This window comes from Bacillus cereus group sp. N8, from assembly GCF_016483685.1.
In the GTDB taxonomy this organism is placed as follows: domain Bacteria; phylum Bacillota; class Bacilli; order Bacillales; family Bacillaceae_G; genus Bacillus_A; species Bacillus_A proteolyticus.
The window spans coordinates 34169-51593 of record NZ_JAEHBK010000009.1; the positions used below are offsets into that span (position 1 = coordinate 34169).

Here is a 17425-nt window from a genome sequence, read left to right on the forward strand (position 1 = left end):
TTATTTCATATAAAGGGCCAGTGGTCAACTATTGTCCACTGACCCAATTAATTATTCACTTTTCCATTTATATCCGACTTTATAGACAGTTTCTAAGTAATCTTCAACTGGAAATCCTTTTTTGCGTAACTTATCCCGTATATTACGAATATGTGAATCGATAGTTCTGTATTCGATGTCTGTTTGATAGCCCCAAATCTTCTCGATTAAATCGTCTCGGCTGTAAGCTCGGTTTGTATTTTGTAAAAATAGTCCGAGCAACGAAAACTCAATAGGAGTTAGTGAGATTTTTTCATTATAAGCTGTAACAGTATGTTTCGTTTTATCCCACTCAATACCATTGAAGCTAACAAAGCCATCTTTCTTTGTGCGGCGTAATATAGCCTCGATTCGCGCGACTAATACATGTTCATCGAATGGTTTTGTAATATAGTCATCTGCTCCCATTGTTAGGCCTTTGACCATATCGTAGTTTTGGTTGCGAGCTGTAAGCATAATAATTGGAACGTTGGAAATTTGACGGATTTGATAGCACGTATCCCATCCGTCCATATTTGGCATCATAACATCTAATAAAATAATATCGAAGTCCTTCTGTTCGATTAATTCTAGCGCTTCAAGGCCAGAAGTAGCTTTCATACAAAAATGGCCGCGAGGACTTAAGAACAGATCTAATAATCGTAACATACGTTCTTCATCGTCTACCAATAAAATTTTCACCATAATCTTGTGCACCCCAAACTATTCATTCTACTTGTATAGTTTACATGAAAATAATAAAAAACTCTTTTTATGTGATTAAATGGATGGCTGATTTTTTCAATCAGGGCAATTGACATAAAAAATGCACTAGTTTTGCACAACTATTTTTTATAATAGAAAACGTAGCGACACAAATACCCTATGTTGCGACATAACGTCATGTCATTTTATTTATAAAATGACAATTCCATTCTATTGTGTATGTGAGATAGAGAGGGTTTTCGTATTCACCTCGCATCGGATAAGAAAAATTTCCTATCTCACACTTTTTTTAAAAGGAGATTGTACACATGAATAAACAAGTAGAGCATTTACAAAAAGAAAAGCAAGATCGTAATGCGGTTGTAATGTGTGTTGCGGTATCTATGCTTATTATGATAAGTTGTGTAAATAAATTTTTCGGGATTTTATAATAGAAAAAAAGCTTATTGCCTCTTAAGGAGCAATAAGCTTTTTTTATGTATTCTATATAATAAACCAAGGTAAAATTGCTAATCCAGAAGTTACAATTGCTGTAGTACATATTAAAAAGATAGCTCGTTTGTTTTGTTTCATGTCATATTCTCCTCTACATATCAATTGCATCATGCTATACGTTCATTTAATAATCAGCGGGAGATGGATCCTCCTTGCTGAGTAAAGTTTCACTTTATCCCGCTATTCGCGGGCAGTAAGACTTCCATCTCAAAATTCAGTGGGGGATGGAGCTCCCCACTGAGTAAAGCTTCATTTTATATTTTTAGTATAACGAATGGAAAGGATTGGAACGATCGATAAAGGTGACATGAAGATTACATTGTTGTAATGAAAAAAGCATCTTAATTAATAAGAAGATGCTTTTGAAATGTTATATTAAAATGTTAATTATTTAAGAATAAAACCATATGCTCTTCGTCCCAATATTGGCCATTATGTTTTAAGGACCGTTCTTGCACGCCGTAAGTTTGGAAGCCGAGAGACTCATATAGTTTTTTTGCAGCAGTGTTATCGGCAACAACATCAAGCATGAGCTGTTCTACATTTAATTTATCGGCATTTTCAATAATCGCTTTAATTAAAGCTCGTCCTGCGCCGAGACCACGTGCTTTTGGAGAAACAAAAACGGAGCCGATTTTTGCCTTATGCTCTTGCTTAATAAATGGCTTTGTTTCTAGAGTAGCAATACCGACTAAATCATTACCTTTGAAGACACCTAGAGTATACTTATCCGGATTGCTTAATCGCTTTGCCATGGCAGCGACAGGGTTTTCATGTTTAAGAACATCTTCATAAGAAGAGCTAAAAGCCTCAGGGTTTTTCGTTAAACCTTCCATACAAACTTTCAAATAAATTTCTGCGTCCTCTGTTGTTAAAAAGCGAATTTCCATAGTTGTAACCTCCTTGGTTGATCCTAATTTAATCCATTAACTCTATAAGAATAAGGGTAGCTAAATACATTCTGTGATTATTCTTTCTTAATTTGTAAAAGAATGAAAAGATATATGCTACTATGTTTTCATTTTTATTTATGTAATGAAATTATATATTAACTTTGTTAACTATTCAAGTGTTAAATATATTACATTTTTATAACTAAAAAACACCTCCTCAATTGAGAAGGTGTTTTTTAATTATTCGATTGATAACCATCGATTCGTTCTGGATGTGTATAAATATTGCAAGATTCATTTCGAATGAATCCTACTACGGTAATGCCTAAATCGTGAGCGAGTTGCAATGCTAGCTTAGTTGGAGCTGATTTAGATAGGACAATTTCGCAACCGATTTTTGAAACCTTTAACAAAATTTCAGATGAGATGCGTCCGCTAAACGCGATGATTTTCCCTTGAACAGATATATTGTTTCGTAAACAATGACCGTATATTTTATCTAGTGCATTATGTCTTCCGATATCCATTCTTGATATGAGAATATTTTTTCGATCGCATAACGCGGTATTGTGCACACCACCTGTTTGGCGAAATGTAGTTGAAGATTGTTGTAAGGAAGTCATTAGGTGAAAACATTCTTCTGGAGTAATAGATATATGTATATCGTGTAACTCTTTTGCTTTTGCGGCATCATTGACGAAAACAAAACCTTGTCTACTTTTTCCGCAACAAGAAGTTACGTATCTTTTATTATATAAAGTTTGATAGAGCGGATTAATTTTTGATGATTTTACATGGGCAATTCCGTTTTCCTTTTGGACCCATAATTCTTCAATATCTTTATAAGAAGAAAGAATTCCTTCAGAAATTAAAAAACCAATTACCATATCTTCAATGTAATTAGGCGTGCATACAACGGTTACGTATTCTTCGCTATTCAACTTAATTGTAATAGGAAATTCTGTCACAACATCATCATTTTGTTTTGAAAATGTACCGGATTGATAGCGTACAATCGTATACGTTTCTTGAGTAGGCCCCATATTAAATTCCCCTTTATATGTATTTTTCCCCATATTTATCATAAAACATCGGAAAAATAAAAGCATCTACTATCAGAAAGATGGCAGATTATTTTGGTTATTATTGTATATGTACGATATAATAGATTTGTAGAATAGTGACATTTTCAAGCTTGCGTAGCTATACCTTATAACATCTAGAATCGACTTCATAAGAAAAGTATTTGGGCAGAGCGTTTCAAAAATATGTACAGAAATACGTTTTTGAAAACGGATTCATAATCGTATTGTACAGTGAGTTGTAAGGGGAGGGGAAACTATGACAGAACAGACAGTCCGTGTAACCGTTGATGGGAAAGAACTTTTTGCATCAGGTGAAAAGACGATACTCCAATTATTTAATGAAAGTAATTTAGAACATCCTCAAATTTGTCATGTACCAGAGGTAGATCCTATTCAAACCTGTGATACATGTATTGTAGAAGTAGATGGGAAGTTAATGCGTGCTTGTTCAACGCAAATAGAGAATGGTATGCATATTGAAAGACAGTCTCAGCGTGCAAAAGAGGCGCAGACTGAAGCAATGGATCGAATATTAGAGAATCATTTATTGTATTGTACAGTATGTGATAACAATAATGGTAACTGTAAAGTCCATAATACAGTACATATGATGGGGATTGAAGAACAGAAATATCCGTATGAACCGAAAGTAAGTGCATGCGAAGTGGATACATCGCATCCATTCTATCGATACGATCCAAATCAATGCATTGCTTGTGGGCAGTGTGTAGAAGTATGTCAAAATTTACAAGTTAATGAAACGTTATCAATCGATTGGAGTTTAGACCGTCCACGTGTTATTTGGGACAATGGTGTAAGTATAAATGACTCATCTTGTGTGAGTTGTGGGCAGTGTGTAACAGTATGTCCGTGTAATGCGTTAATGGAAAAAACAATGCTGGGTGAAGCAGGATTTATGACAGGATTAAAACCAGATGTGTTAGATCCAATGATTGATTTTGTAAAAGATGTAGAACCTGGATATAGCAGTATTTTAGCGGTTTCAGAAGTAGAGGCTGCGATGCGTAAGACGAAAGTTAATAAAACAAAAACCGTTTGTACATTTTGTGGTGTAGGTTGTTCATTTGAAGTATGGACGAAAGATCGTCAAATCTTAAAAGTACAACCTGTTTCAGATGCACCGGTTAATGGTATCTCTACATGTGTAAAAGGTAAATTTGGCTGGGATTTTGTAAACAGTGAAGAGCGAATTACAAAGCCGTTAATTCGCCAAGGGGATATGTTTGTTGAGGCTTCATGGGAAGAGGCTCTTGAAGTTGTTGCATCTAATATGCAACATATTAAATCAGAATACGGTAGCGATGCATTTGGTTTTATTTCTTCTTCTAAAGTAACAAATGAAGAAAACTACCTTATGCAAAAACTAGCCCGTCAAATATATGGAACGAATAACGTAGATAACTGCTCGCGTTATTGCCAATCTCCAGCGACAGACGGTTTATTTAAAACTGTCGGTATGGGTGGGGATGCTGGAACAGTAAAAGATATTGCTGAAGCAGGTCTTGTTATTATTGTTGGTGCAAATCCAACAGAAGGTCACCCTGTACTTGCAACTAGAGTAAAGCGTGCTCATAAATTACACGAGCAAAAATTGATTGTAGCAGACCTTCGTAAACATGAAATGGCAGAGCGTGCTGATATATTTGTTCACCCGAGTCAAGGGACGGATTATGTATGGCTTGCTGGTATTACGAAATATATTATTGATCAAGATTGGCATGATAAAAAGTTCATAGCTGAAAATGTAAAGAATTTTGATGAATATAGCAAAATGCTAGAAAAGTATACGCTTGATTATACTGAGAAAATTACAGGGATTTCTAAAGATAATCTTAAAGAGATGGCTCGTATGGTATATGAAGCAGATGGTACTTGTGTACTTTGGGGAATGGGTGTAACTCAAAATACAGGAGGAAGTACAACGTCAGCTGCAATTTCAAATTTACTGCTTGTTACGGGCAACTATCGTCGTCCTGGTGCAGGTGCGTATCCGTTACGCGGACATAATAACGTACAAGGTGCTTGTGATATGGCAACATTACCGAACTGGCTTCCAGGTTATCAAGCGGTTTCAGATGATGTGCATCGTGCGAAATTTGAAAAAGCATACGGTACTACCATTCCGAAAGAACCGGGACTAAATAATATCGCAATGTTACTAGCAGCGGAAGAAGGAAAACTGCGTGGTATGTATGTTATGGGAGAAGAAATGGCTTTAGTAGATTCAAATGCCAACCATGTACAACATATTTTAGCGAATTTAGACTTCCTCGTTGTTCAAGATATGTTTTTATCGAAAACAGCTCGTTTTGCCGATGTTATTTTACCGGCAGCACCAAGCTTAGAAAAAGAAGGAACATTTACAAATACAGAACGCCGTATTCAAAGATTGTATGAAGTATTGAAGCCACTTGGTGATTCTAAGCCAGATTGGTGGATTTTACAAAAAGTAGCTCGTGCACTGGGCGGAGACTGGAATTATGGAAGTCCGAGTGAAATTATGGATGAAATTGCATCGCTTGCTCCGTTATACTCACAAGCAACGTATGACCGTTTAGAAGGCTGGAATAGTTTATGTTGGGGTAGCCATGATGGTAGCGATACACCATTATTATATGTAGATGGATTTAACTTCCCGGATAAGCTAGCTCGTTTATCATTAGATGAATGGGTACCGCCAGTAGTAGCACCAGATGAGTATGATTTACTATTAAATAATGGCCGTATGCTAGAGCATTTCCATGAAGGGAATATGACGAATAAGTCGGCTGGCATTTTATCTAAAGTGTCTGAAGTATTTGTTGAAATTTCACCTGAACTTGCTAAAGAACGTAATGTGAAAGATGGTGGTCTTGTAGAATTAGCATCACCATTTGGGAAAATCAAAGTACAAGCGCTTGTTACAGATCGTGTAACTGGAAATGAGTTATATTTGCCGATGCATGCGACAGTAAATGAAGAGGCAATCAATATTTTAACAGGAACAGCAACAGACATTTATACGTGTACACCAGCTTATAAACAAACGATGGTGAAACTGCGCGTATTACGTGAAAAAGGGAATCGTCCGTTACCATCTTCAAACCCGAGAGATAAAAAACGTCATCCGCAAAATGGTGTTGAAATCGAGCAAAAGTGGCAAAGAAAACAATACGTATCACTTGTGGACCAGAATTAGGGGGCGGAGATCATGGCAAAAGAGATTACTTTAATTAAAAAGAAGGTTGTAACAGAAGAAGAAAAGAAACAGCAAGTAACAGATGAACTGTTAAATGAGCTAGCTGAAAATAGAGAAGCAGTAGAAGAGACGATGCAGCTGTTAGGACAGTTGCAAAAAGCTGGAATTTTAGATGCAGCAATTAGTTTACTTGCTGCAAAAGAAGATGTTTCCAAAATAGCTGTTGAACAATTAAATCGTGAGCCAGTAAAAAATGCATTAAACAATATGATGGGGGCAGGAGAGGCATTATCTTCAGTGGACCCAGAAATAACGAAACAAATAACATCTAGTTTAGTCACTGGATTACAATTTGCAACGGATGAGCTGAAAAATGGAAAAAAAACAAAAGTGATGGATTTCTTTAAAGTATTAAAAGATCCAGATATCAACAGGGCGATAACATTTGGTTTTAGTTTCTTAAAAGCATTTGGACAAGGACTAGAGAAAAAATAGAGTGAGTGAAAAAAGTGATGGAAGTAGCCATCACTTTTTTCATTATATGTATAAGAGTGTTCATGTTAAGCGGAATATATTATTATTAAAAAGATGGATTGAAATTGGAAATGTGGAATCCATCTCAAATATAGTTTTAGAATGTGGAGGAATATATGCAACACCGTAAAAGACTATCTATACCAGGAGTAATGAGACATTCCTTTCAAACTGTACAATTTGCTTTTTGGAATGTGCTAACATTTCAGCTCTTCTATAAATTGTTAGCTGCAATCGTATTTATCCCCCTCTTAGGTATTATTTTCAATAAGTTATTGTACTTTGGTGGTTATGCAAATGCGACAAATGATGAATTAGTAGCATTTTTGAAAACACCATATGGGATTTTGGCGATTGTAATTTTATCGATACTAGCATTGTTTCTCATTTTTACGGAATTTGCAGTGCTTATTATCATTTCGTATTTCGCTCATAAAAGGCAAAAGGTAAGATTACGTCCGATTTTGTATAAAACAGTAACGTATTTACCTTCTCTTTTTACATATTGCTTACCAGGATTTGTGTTGTATGCAGTTGTACTATTACCGCTATTAAGTATGGGATATAAATCTGCATTGATTCCTGAAATTCAAATTCCTAATTTTATTACAGGTGAACTATTTAAGACGACAATGGGTCAGGTTGGTTATTATGCTTTCTTTGCTGTAGTTGCTTATTTAAATCTTCGTTGGATTTTTGTGTTACCTATTATTGTATTAGAAGAAAAACCATTTCGCACGGCAGCACGTAAAAGTGCGAACTTAGTAAAAGAAAGCTTTTTTAAAGTGTTGTTCTTTTTAGTAGGAGTTTTCATCTCTGTAGGAATGGTCTTTCTTTTATTTATAGGAGTGTATTTACTCTGTTTATGGGGCGTATACGAATTTACGAACCCAGAAGGGACATTTGCGCTATTAGCGGAGTCAACGATTTCAGTCTTCTTAACGAGTACATTGTATTTATTTAGCTTCATTATGACGCCGTTTTATATTATGGCGTTAACAAGATTATACTTACAGAAAGTTTCGGTTGAAGATGTTTTATTAGAAGAAGGATTAGATTATTCAAAAACAAAAGCAGATAAATGTTTCTTTAAAAAACACCGTTGGAAATTTATTGGTGTATATATCGTGGGGATTATTACTGCTGGAATGGTCGTTGCCTTCATTGTGACCTTTATTTCAAACACATATAAAGAACCAATTATTATGGCGCACCGTGGATATATATCAAAAGGTGTAGAGAATACGAAAGAAGCAGTACAAGGTGCCATTGATGCAAAAGCAGACTATGCAGAAATAGATGTTTTGCAAACGAAAGATGGCGAACTAGCGGTCATACATGATTTGAAGTTGAAACGTCTTGCGAATGCGAATGTGCATGTATCGGATTTGACGATGGATGAGCTAAGAAAGCTTACTCTTAGTCAAGATGGATTCTCGGGACAAATAAGTACACTTGATGAGATCATTAAGCTTGCAAAGGGCAAAATAAAACTTAATATAGAAGTGAAACTTCACGGTAATGAGAAGGATTTCGTAAAGAAAGTACTAAAAACAATTAAAGAGAACGATTTTGAGAAACAATGTGTAATTCAAACGTTACATTACCCGCTTATTAAAGAGTTTAAGCGTGCAAATCCGGATATAAAAGTAGGGTATGTATTGTTTGCAAGCAGGGCTAATTTAAAGAATGTACAGGCGGATTTCTATGTAGCAGAAGAATATATGTTAAATAAACGCCTAGTGAAAGAAGCGAGAAAGCTAAATAAACCACTTTACGTATGGACAGTAAATGATATGGAAAGTTTAAAGGCATATTATAAGTTAAACGTGGATGGTATCATTACCGATTACCCTGAAGACGCACGCGAAACAATTAAGATGTTAAAAGAGCAAGAAGATCGTGAAAGTGATATGTTTGATAAAATTACTGAAACGACAGAAGATTTATTTTCAAAGTTATTTATAAGTTATCCAGCTGCTGGCTAAATGCTAGTAGCTGTTTTTTTATGAAAAGAATATATTTCTAAAGTATTGTACAAAGTAATAAGTGTATATGTATACGTAACTACTTAGTTTTTTTGCATTGTTACATTATTGTCAAATAATAAATAATTACTATGCGTTTTGAATGGATATAATGTAAATAGAGTGATAGATAATGGAATGGCACGGATAATCCAATAGAATCAATGTTTCGTATATTTACACTATTCTAAATATATAAACTTTAAAAAAAAAGTATGTTAGCGTTTTCATAACTTTTAAGTTATGCTAGAATAAGGACATAAGTTATTAATTATTACAAAAAGAAAAAAGAATTCCTTTTTTCTGTTAATTATAAGGGGGCATTTCATTATGCGTATTGGGGTACCAGCAGAAATTAAAAACAACGAAAACCGTGTGGCAATGACACCAGCAGGTGTTGTACATTTAATTCGTAACAATCACGAAGTATTCATTCAAAAGGGTGCAGGTTTAGGATCTGGTTTCACAGATGCTCAGTATGTTGAAGCGGGAGCAAAAATTGTTGATACAGCTGAAGAAGCTTGGAACATGGAAATGGTTATGAAAGTTAAGGAACCAGTTGAAAGCGAATACAAGCACTTCAGTGAAGGTTTAATCTTATTCACATACTTACACTTAGCTCCAGAACCAGAATTAACAAAAGCGTTAATCGAGAAGAAAGTTGTTGCTATCGCATATGAAACAGTACAATTAGAAAACCGTTCATTACCATTACTTGCACCTATGAGTGAAGTAGCTGGTCGTATGGCTGCACAAATCGGTGCGCAATTCCTTGAGAAAAACAAAGGCGGTAAAGGTATCTTACTTGCAGGTGTACCAGGAGTTAAACGTGGTAAAGTAACAATTATCGGTGGTGGACAAGCTGGTACAAATGCTGCTAAAATTGCAGTTGGACTAGGTGCGGATGTAACAATCATCGACTTAAGCGCAGAACGTCTTCGTCAATTAGATGACATTTTCGGAAACCAAGTAAAAACTTTAATGTCTAATCCTTATAATATTGCAGAAGCTGTAAAAGAATCTGATCTTGTAATCGGTGCAGTATTAATCCCAGGTGCAAAAGCACCAAAACTTGTAACAGAAGAAATGATTAAATCAATGGAACCAGGTTCTGTTGTTGTAGATATCGCGATTGATCAAGGTGGTATTTTCGAAACAACTGACCGTATTACAACTCATGATAACCCAACTTATGAAAAACACGGTGTTGTTCACTATGCAGTTGCAAACATGCCAGGTGCGGTTCCACGTACATCAACTCTTGCATTAACAAACGTAACAGTACCATATGCAGTACAAATTGCTAACAAAGGCTACAAAGAAGCATGCCTAGGCAACACTGCATTATTAAAAGGTATTAATACATTAGAAGGCTATGTAACATTCGAAGCAGTTGCAGAAGCTCACGGTGTAGAGTACAAAGGTGCTAAAGAATTATTAGAAGCAGAAACAGTATCTTGCTAATAGAAGCATTATACAAAACAAAATCGAACAATATATAAAACAACATGATAAGAGCTAAGAGATAATACCTCTTAGCTCTTCTTGGTAAAAGGGGGCATTCATCGTGGCCAACCTATTTAAAAAGAAATCCGTTACGCAATTGTTAGGGGAAAGTAAAAGTAAAACTTTGACGAAAACGCTAGGGGCATTCGACCTAACAATGCTAGGGATTGGTGCGATAATTGGTACAGGAGTTCTAGTATTAACGGGATTAGTAGCAGCAAGAGATGCTGGTCCAGCAGTTATTTTTTCATTCATGATTGCAGCAATTGTTTGTGGATTTGCAGCTTTATGTTATGCAGAGGTTGCATCTACACTTCCAGTTTCAGGTAGTGTATACACATATTCATATGCAACAATTGGTGAGTTTGTTGCCCATTTAATGGGATGGACATTGTTATCCGTATATGTCGTAACAACTGCCGCAGTAGCTGGCGGATGGACAGGTTATTTCAATAATTTAGTGAGCGGATTGGGACTTGAAATTCCAAAAGCATTGTTAACGATTCCATCGCAAGGTGGTATGGTGAACTTACCCGCAATTATCGTTACGTTGGTGATAACTTGGTTATTATCACGAGGTACAAAAGAAAGTAAGCGTGTGAATAATATAATGGTATTAATTAAAATTGGTATTGTTGTTTTATTCATTGCAGTTGGTGTATTCTACGTGAAACCAGAAAACTGGATACCATTTGCACCGTACGGCATAAGTGGAGTCTTCGCTGGAGGAGCAGCAGTATTCTTCGCTTTCTTAGGATTTGATGCATTAGCAACTTCTGCTGAAGAAGTAAAAAATCCGCAACGTGATCTACCGATTGGTATTATTGCTTCATTAGTCATTTGTACAATCATTTACGTTGTAGTTTGTCTTGTTATGACAGGTATGGTTTCTTACAAGGAATTAGATGTACCGGAAGCAATGGCTTATGTACTAGAAGTTGTAGGACAAGATAAAGTGGCTGGTGTAATTGCTATTGGAGCTGTAATTGGTATTATGGCTGTAATTTTCGCATACATCTACGCTACGACACGTGTATTCTTCGCTATGAGCCGTGACGGTTTGTTGCCAAAATCTTTTGCGAAAATTAACAAGAAAACAGAAGCACCAACATTTTCAGTTTGGTTAACAGGGATTGGTAGTGCTTTAATTGCTGGATTTATCGATTTAAAAGAATTGTCGAATTTAGCGAATATTGGAGCGTTATTAACATTTGCGATGGTTGGTGTAACTGTCATCATTCTTCGTAAAACGCATCCGAAATTACAACGTGGATTTATGGTACCACTTGTACCAATCTTACCGATTATTTCAGTTGCATGCTGTCTATTCTTAATGCTAAATTTACCATTAACAACATGGATTTACTTCGGTATTTGGTTAGCAATCGGAGTGGTTGTATACTTTGTTTATTCGAAAAAACATAGTCATTTAAAAGACGATGGAAGTTCGCAAGATAGTTTAGAAAAAGCTAATTAAAAAAAGCTAAATAAAAGGGATATAAGATAGTAAGCCTTGTGCGTCTAGGGAACGCGCAAGGCTTTTTATTATGTAAATATAAAGGGAATGGATATGGTTTTATAGAATTTTGTATGTCGTAATATGCAAAAGGGGTGTAAGAATGAGAATAAAAGAAGATATAAAAGTTGTCGTTGGAGCAGAGGGATACAATAATAACCCTGGTTGGTTACATACGAATGAAGAAGAATTAAATTTATTAAAAAGAGCAACGTGGCTTAATAAATTTCAGCTTAATTCTTTATCAGTAATTTTAGCGGAACATGTATGGGAGCATTTATCGTACGAAGAAGGAATCGAAGCGGCAAAAATTTGTTATGAGTTTTTAACGGAGGATGGATATATTCGTTGTGCAGTACCAGATGCATTTTTTCCAGATGAAGAATATCAGGAAGGTGTACAAGTAGGCGGACCAGGTCTATTAGATCATCCAGCGGCAAGCCACAAAATCGTTCATAACTATAAAACGATCACGTCCATGTTTGAATCAGCAGGTTTTCAAGTGAGGGTTTTAGAATATTGTGATGAGAATGGTGAGTTTCATTATAATGATTGGGATGAAAAGAAAGGATTCATTTATCGATCGAAACGTTTTGATCATAGAAATCAAGATGGTAAATTAGGATTTGCTTCATTAATTGTGGATGCAGTGAAAGGTAATAAAGTGAAACTTTAATCAGTGGGTGGCTTCATCGCCACTGATTATTAGCCTTCATCAATCGGGCTTTTACGGGCAGTTAATGTCGGGTAAATAAGAGAAGGATGCACGATAGTTTTCGTGCATCCTTTTTGTATGAAGAGTATGATGGATGCGGAGAATATTGATATGTGCATGTTGAAATGTGAACGAAATTGTCAAAAAAATCTTTCGGATTTTATTGACACATATGAGTAGGCGCTCATATAATAAAAGTATAAGATATATGAACAGTTGTTCATATGTTCAATTAAAGAGGTGAGCTATAATGGCTGAAAATAAAGTAGAAACACCGCAGGAAACTTGTTCTCAAACGGTAATTCATGAGGAAGTCGTGGATCAAGTGAAGCAAACAATTCCGACGGATGAAAGTTTAAGTAAAGTAGCAGAATTATTTAAAGTATTAGGTGACCGTACACGTACGAGAATATTACATGCATTATTTGAAGCTGAAATGTGTGTTTGTGATTTAGCTTATTTATTAGGAATGACGCAATCTTCAATCTCACATCAGCTTCGTGTATTAAAGCAAGCAAAGCTTGTAAAGAACCGTAAAGAAGGAAAGGTAGTTTATTATTCATTGGCTGATCAACACGTAATTCATATCTTCGAGCAAGCGTTTGAACACGTAAACGAGGAAGAATAAAAACGCGAGGAGGGAGAACGATGGCAGAAGCATTAGTGAAAAAGAAACTTATGCTAGAAGGCTTAGATTGTGCGAATTGTGCAATGAAAATTGAAAAGGGTGTTGGGAATATAGAGGGAGTAACATCTTGTTCTGTAAACTTTGCAACTAAGACGATGGTTTTAGAAACAGCACAAAATAAAGAAACTGAAGTTGTGACAGAAGCGAAACAGCTTGTTACAAAGTTAGAACCACATATTAAAGTGCAAGAAGAGCAAAAAACAAAATCGGCAAAAGAAGTTTTTATATTAGAAGGTTTAGATTGCGCGAACTGTGCAATGAAGATTGAAAATAAAGTTAAGGAAATGCCGACAGTTTCAGAAGCAACTGTTGATTTCGTATCAAAGAAATTACGAGTAGAAGTTGCGAATAAAAGAGAGTTAGAATCGACTGTAGAAGATATAAAAAATGTCGTTCAAAAGTTAGAACCAGATGTGAAAGTTGTTCGTGAAGAAAAGAGCGGCCATGACCACGGACATAGTCACGACCATGGTGAAGCAAATGTGAAAAAGATGATAGGGCGATTAGTAGTCGGTGGAATTTTGACAGGAATTGCTGCCTTAGCTGATTTACCACAAATGATAACAATTCCGTTATTCGTCCTTGCGTATTTATTAATAGGTGGAGATATCGTTTGGAGAGCGGTAAGAAACATAACTCGCGGCCAAGTATTCGATGAAAACTTTTTAATGGCAATTGCAACTGTAGGAGCTTTTGCAATTCAACAATATTCAGAAGCTGTTGCGGTAATGCTATTTTATCAAGTAGGGGAACTATTCCAAAGTATTGCAGTAAATCGCTCGCGAAAATCAATTACTTCATTAATGGATATTCGTCCTGATTATGCGAATGTAAAGGTTGGAAATGAAACGAAACAAGTATCACCAGAGGATGTGCAAATTGGTGATTATATTATTGTGAAACCAGGTGAGAAAGTACCGTTAGATGGGAAAGTAGTTGAGGGAACATCAATGATGGATACTTCAGCACTTACAGGTGAATCTGTACCGCGTGAAGTAGAAGTTGGTAATGACGTATTAAGTGGTTTTGTAAACCAAAATGGTGTATTAACAATTGAAGTTACAAAAGAATTTGGTGAATCTACTGTATCAAAAATTTTAGATTTAGTACAAAATGCAAGTAGTAAAAAAGCGCCGACAGAAAACTTTATTACGAAATTTGCTCGCTATTATACTCCTGTTGTAGTTATTACAGCAGCGATTATGGCGTTTATTCCACCGCTTATTTTAGAAGGTGCTACATTCTCCGAGTGGATTTATAGAGCTTTAGTATTCTTAGTTATCTCTTGTCCATGTGCGTTAGTCGTATCCATTCCTCTTGGATTCTTTGGAGGTATTGGTGGTGCATCTAAAAGTGGGATTTTAGTAAAAGGAAGTAACTATTTAGAGGCATTGAATGATGTGAAATATATCGTCTTTGATAAAACGGGTACATTAACAAAAGGTGTCTTTAAAGTTACAAAAATGGAGCCAAGTGAAGGTACTACTAGTGAAGAACTGTTAGAGTATGCAGCGTTTGCCGAAGTATATTCAAATCATCCAATCGCACAATCTATTCGAAATGCATATGGAAAATCAATCGATGAAAATAGTATTGAAGACTATAGTGAAATTTCTGGTCATGGTACGGTTGTAAAGGTACAAGGAAAAGAAATTTTCGCAGGTAATGCTAAATTAATGAGAAAAGAAAACATTACATTTAAGCAACCAAATACAGTAGGTACACTAGTTCATGTTGCTGTAGATGGTAAATATGCAGGTTATATTGTTATCTCTGATGAGGTAAAAGAAGATTCAAAACAAGCAATTCAAAAGTTAAAAGAACTAGGTATTAAGAAGACAGTCATGTTAACTGGTGATGCAAAATCAGTTGGTGAAGCTGTTGGTAAAGAATTAGGTTTAGATGAAGTGCATGCCGAATTATTACCACACCAAAAAGTAGAAGAAATCGAAAAAATTGATGCAGCAAAACACGGTAAAGAAAAGATTGCATTCGTCGGTGATGGTATTAACGATACGCCAGTATTAGCGAGAGCGGACGTTGGTATTGCGATGGGTGGCTTAGGATCGGATGCAGCGATTGAAGCTGCAGATATCGTTATAATGACTGATGAACCTTCAAAAATTGCAACAGCTGTTAAAATTGCAAAACGTACACGTAGTATTGTATGGCAAAATATTATATTTGCATTAGGTGTAAAAGGGCTAGTTTTATTACTTGGTGCCTTTGGTATTGCAACAATGTGGGAAGCGGTCTTCTCAGATGTTGGTGTGACATTACTTGCAGTTTTAAATGCAATGCGTGTACTACGAGTGAAAGATTTATAAAAAAGAGGACGCAACCCGCGTCCTCTTTTTTATCGGTTATTTTGTCGAAATTGACTTAATAAAATAATATCAAATATTATTTTAGTTTTGAATAACGCAATATTGAATTTTACGAATAAAAAATATTCTTCTTGTTATTTTAATATATTTTTTACAAATATCCATATAGTATTGAAAAAACAGAGAAGGAGGAAACTTCTCTGTTTATTTTTGTATGTTTTTTTCAACTTGTTCGCGAACAGTTTGAATATAATTCATTTTATGATCCCAGCACTCTTGGCTTAAATCGACGGGATACTCTTCGGGGTTTAAAGTTCGCATGTATTCTTCCCAAAATAGAGCGAGACTCTGTTCGTTATATTTTTGAATATCTAATATACTTGGTAGTTCATATGTTCTTTCACCGTTAACGAAAATGTCTTTATGCAGTTCACGTGCTTCAAAGTTTGTCACGAATTTACTTATATATGTGTGAACGGGGTGGAACATTTTTAAGCGTTCTTCTTTTTCGGGCTCTTCAGAATCTAACGCAATATAATCGCCTTCAGCATGATTATTAACCCTGTTGACTATACGATAAATTCGTTTAAGCCCTGGAGTTGTAATCTTTTCAGGGTTAGATGAAATTTTAATCGTGTCATTTAATTTCCCGTCAGTATCTTCAATCGCAACTAGTTTGTAAACAGCCCCTAATGCTGGTTGCTCAAAGGATGTAATTAATTTTGTTCCAACACCCCATACGTCAATTTTTGCTCCTTGAGATTTAAGGTGCATAATTGTGTATTCATCTAAATCGCTAGAAGCAATAATTTTTGTATTTGTAAATCCAGCCTCATCTAGTAATATTCTTGCCTTTTTAGACAAATAAGCCATATCGCCACTATCAAGACGAATGCCATAGAAATCAATGCGATCTCCAAATTCTTGTGCGACACGAATCGCATTTGGAACACCAGATTTTAATGTGTCATATGTATCAACGAGAAAGACACATTTTTTATGAGTTTCAGCGTATTTTTTAAACGCGACATATTCATCGCGATACGCTTGAACGAAAGAGTGAGCATGTGTGCCGGCTACAGGTATCCCGAAGCGTTTTCCAGCACGAACGTTGCTTGTAGATGAGAAACCACCAATAAAGGCAGCTCGTGTTCCCCAAAGGGCAGCATCAAACTCATGAGCGCGTCTTGTACCGAACTCTAAAAGCTCATCATTATTTGCAGCGTGCTTCATACGTGCAGCTTTTGTAGCAATTAATGTTTGGTAATTTACAATATTTAAGAGGGCGGTTTCAATTATTTGTGCCTCACCGAGTGGTGCATCAACCCGTAATAAAGGCTCATTATTAAAAACAACTTCACCTTCTTGCATACTACGAATCGTTCCAGTAAATTTCATGTTTTGTAAATAATGAAGGAAGTCTTCTTCAAATTGCAGCTCTGCTAAATAAGCGATGTCACTTTCGGTAAAACTGAAATTTTCTATGTACTCTACAATTTTCTCAAGACCAGCAAAAACAGCATAGCCGTTTTCGAATGGAAGCTTTCGAAAGTATAAATCAAAAACAGAACGGCGATTATGAATACCATCTTTCCAATATGTATAAGCCATGTTGATTTGATATAAATCTGTATGTAAGGCGTAACTATCGTCTTTATAATGATTCATTGCGAAAACACCTCCGTAATTTGGTTAT

At 35.7% G+C, this 17425-nt stretch carries 13 protein-coding genes; 9 read left to right on the top strand and 4 right to left on the bottom strand.

All coding sequences use genetic code 11. The features are described from left to right. Nucleotides 1-51: 51 nt before the first annotated feature. Nucleotides 52-723 (bottom strand): response regulator transcription factor, encoded by a 672-nt coding sequence (locus JDS80_RS15165; RefSeq protein ID WP_097832278.1) that lies wholly within the window; start codon nt 721-723, stop codon nt 52-54. Nucleotides 724-1052: 329 nt separating this feature from the next. Here JDS80_RS15165 and JDS80_RS31940 point away from each other — a divergent pair, with 329 nt between their 5' ends. Continuing rightward, complete coding sequence (locus tag JDS80_RS31940) at nt 1053-1175, top strand: hypothetical protein (protein WP_071743821.1); 123 nt, start codon at nt 1053-1055, stop codon at nt 1173-1175. Between the two features lie 447 nt (nt 1176-1622). On the opposite strand, the gene JDS80_RS15170 is transcribed toward JDS80_RS31940, so the two are convergent. After that, nucleotides 1623-2129, bottom strand: coding sequence for a GNAT family N-acetyltransferase (locus JDS80_RS15170; RefSeq protein WP_199639069.1), 507 nt, complete (start codon nt 2127-2129; stop codon nt 1623-1625). A gap of 239 nt (nt 2130-2368) precedes the next feature. Next, entirely contained in the window at nt 2369-3175 is an 807-nt protein-coding gene (gene fdhD, locus JDS80_RS15175) for a formate dehydrogenase accessory sulfurtransferase FdhD (protein WP_071772155.1), read from the bottom strand. A gap of 298 nt (nt 3176-3473) precedes the next feature. Between fdhD and fdhF the strand changes: the two genes are divergently transcribed. The 8 genes from fdhF (at nt 3474) to JDS80_RS15215 (ending at nt 15729) form a co-directional block, all read left to right on the top strand. Further along, nucleotides 3474-6416: a formate dehydrogenase subunit alpha gene (fdhF, locus tag JDS80_RS15180; protein WP_071743818.1), complete on the top strand. Its 2943-nt coding sequence runs from the start codon at nt 3474-3476 to the stop codon at nt 6414-6416. 12 nt (nt 6417-6428) lie between these two features. Beyond that, nucleotides 6429-6911, top strand: coding sequence for a helical membrane plugin domain-containing protein (locus JDS80_RS15185; RefSeq protein WP_002091031.1), 483 nt, complete (start codon nt 6429-6431; stop codon nt 6909-6911). 155 nt (nt 6912-7066) lie between these two features. After that, on the top strand, nt 7067-8938 hold the full coding sequence (locus JDS80_RS15190; protein WP_199639071.1) for a glycerophosphoryl diester phosphodiesterase membrane domain-containing protein: 1872 nt from the start codon (nt 7067-7069) through the stop codon (nt 8936-8938). Between the two features lie 369 nt (nt 8939-9307). Continuing rightward, complete coding sequence (gene ald / locus JDS80_RS15195) at nt 9308-10441, top strand: alanine dehydrogenase (RefSeq protein ID WP_071743816.1); 1134 nt, start codon at nt 9308-9310, stop codon at nt 10439-10441. 103 nt (nt 10442-10544) lie between these two features. Continuing rightward, nucleotides 10545-11960, top strand: a complete 1416-nt coding sequence (locus tag JDS80_RS15200; RefSeq protein ID WP_199639073.1) for an amino acid permease — start codon at nt 10545-10547, stop codon at nt 11958-11960. A gap of 142 nt (nt 11961-12102) precedes the next feature. Continuing rightward, nucleotides 12103-12675: a class I SAM-dependent methyltransferase gene (locus JDS80_RS15205; RefSeq protein ID WP_199639075.1), complete on the top strand. Its 573-nt coding sequence runs from the start codon at nt 12103-12105 to the stop codon at nt 12673-12675. Nucleotides 12676-12964: 289 nt separating this feature from the next. Then, complete coding sequence (locus tag JDS80_RS15210) at nt 12965-13342, top strand: ArsR/SmtB family transcription factor (protein ID WP_000829679.1); 378 nt, start codon at nt 12965-12967, stop codon at nt 13340-13342. Nucleotides 13343-13362: 20 nt separating this feature from the next. Beyond that, complete coding sequence (locus JDS80_RS15215) at nt 13363-15729, top strand: heavy metal translocating P-type ATPase (RefSeq protein WP_199639077.1); 2367 nt, start codon at nt 13363-13365, stop codon at nt 15727-15729. A gap of 204 nt (nt 15730-15933) precedes the next feature. On the opposite strand, the gene JDS80_RS15220 is transcribed toward JDS80_RS15215, so the two are convergent. Beyond that, complete coding sequence (locus tag JDS80_RS15220; RefSeq protein ID WP_199639079.1) at nt 15934-17397, bottom strand: nicotinate phosphoribosyltransferase; 1464 nt, start codon at nt 17395-17397, stop codon at nt 15934-15936. Between the last annotated feature and the right edge of the window lie 28 nt (nt 17398-17425).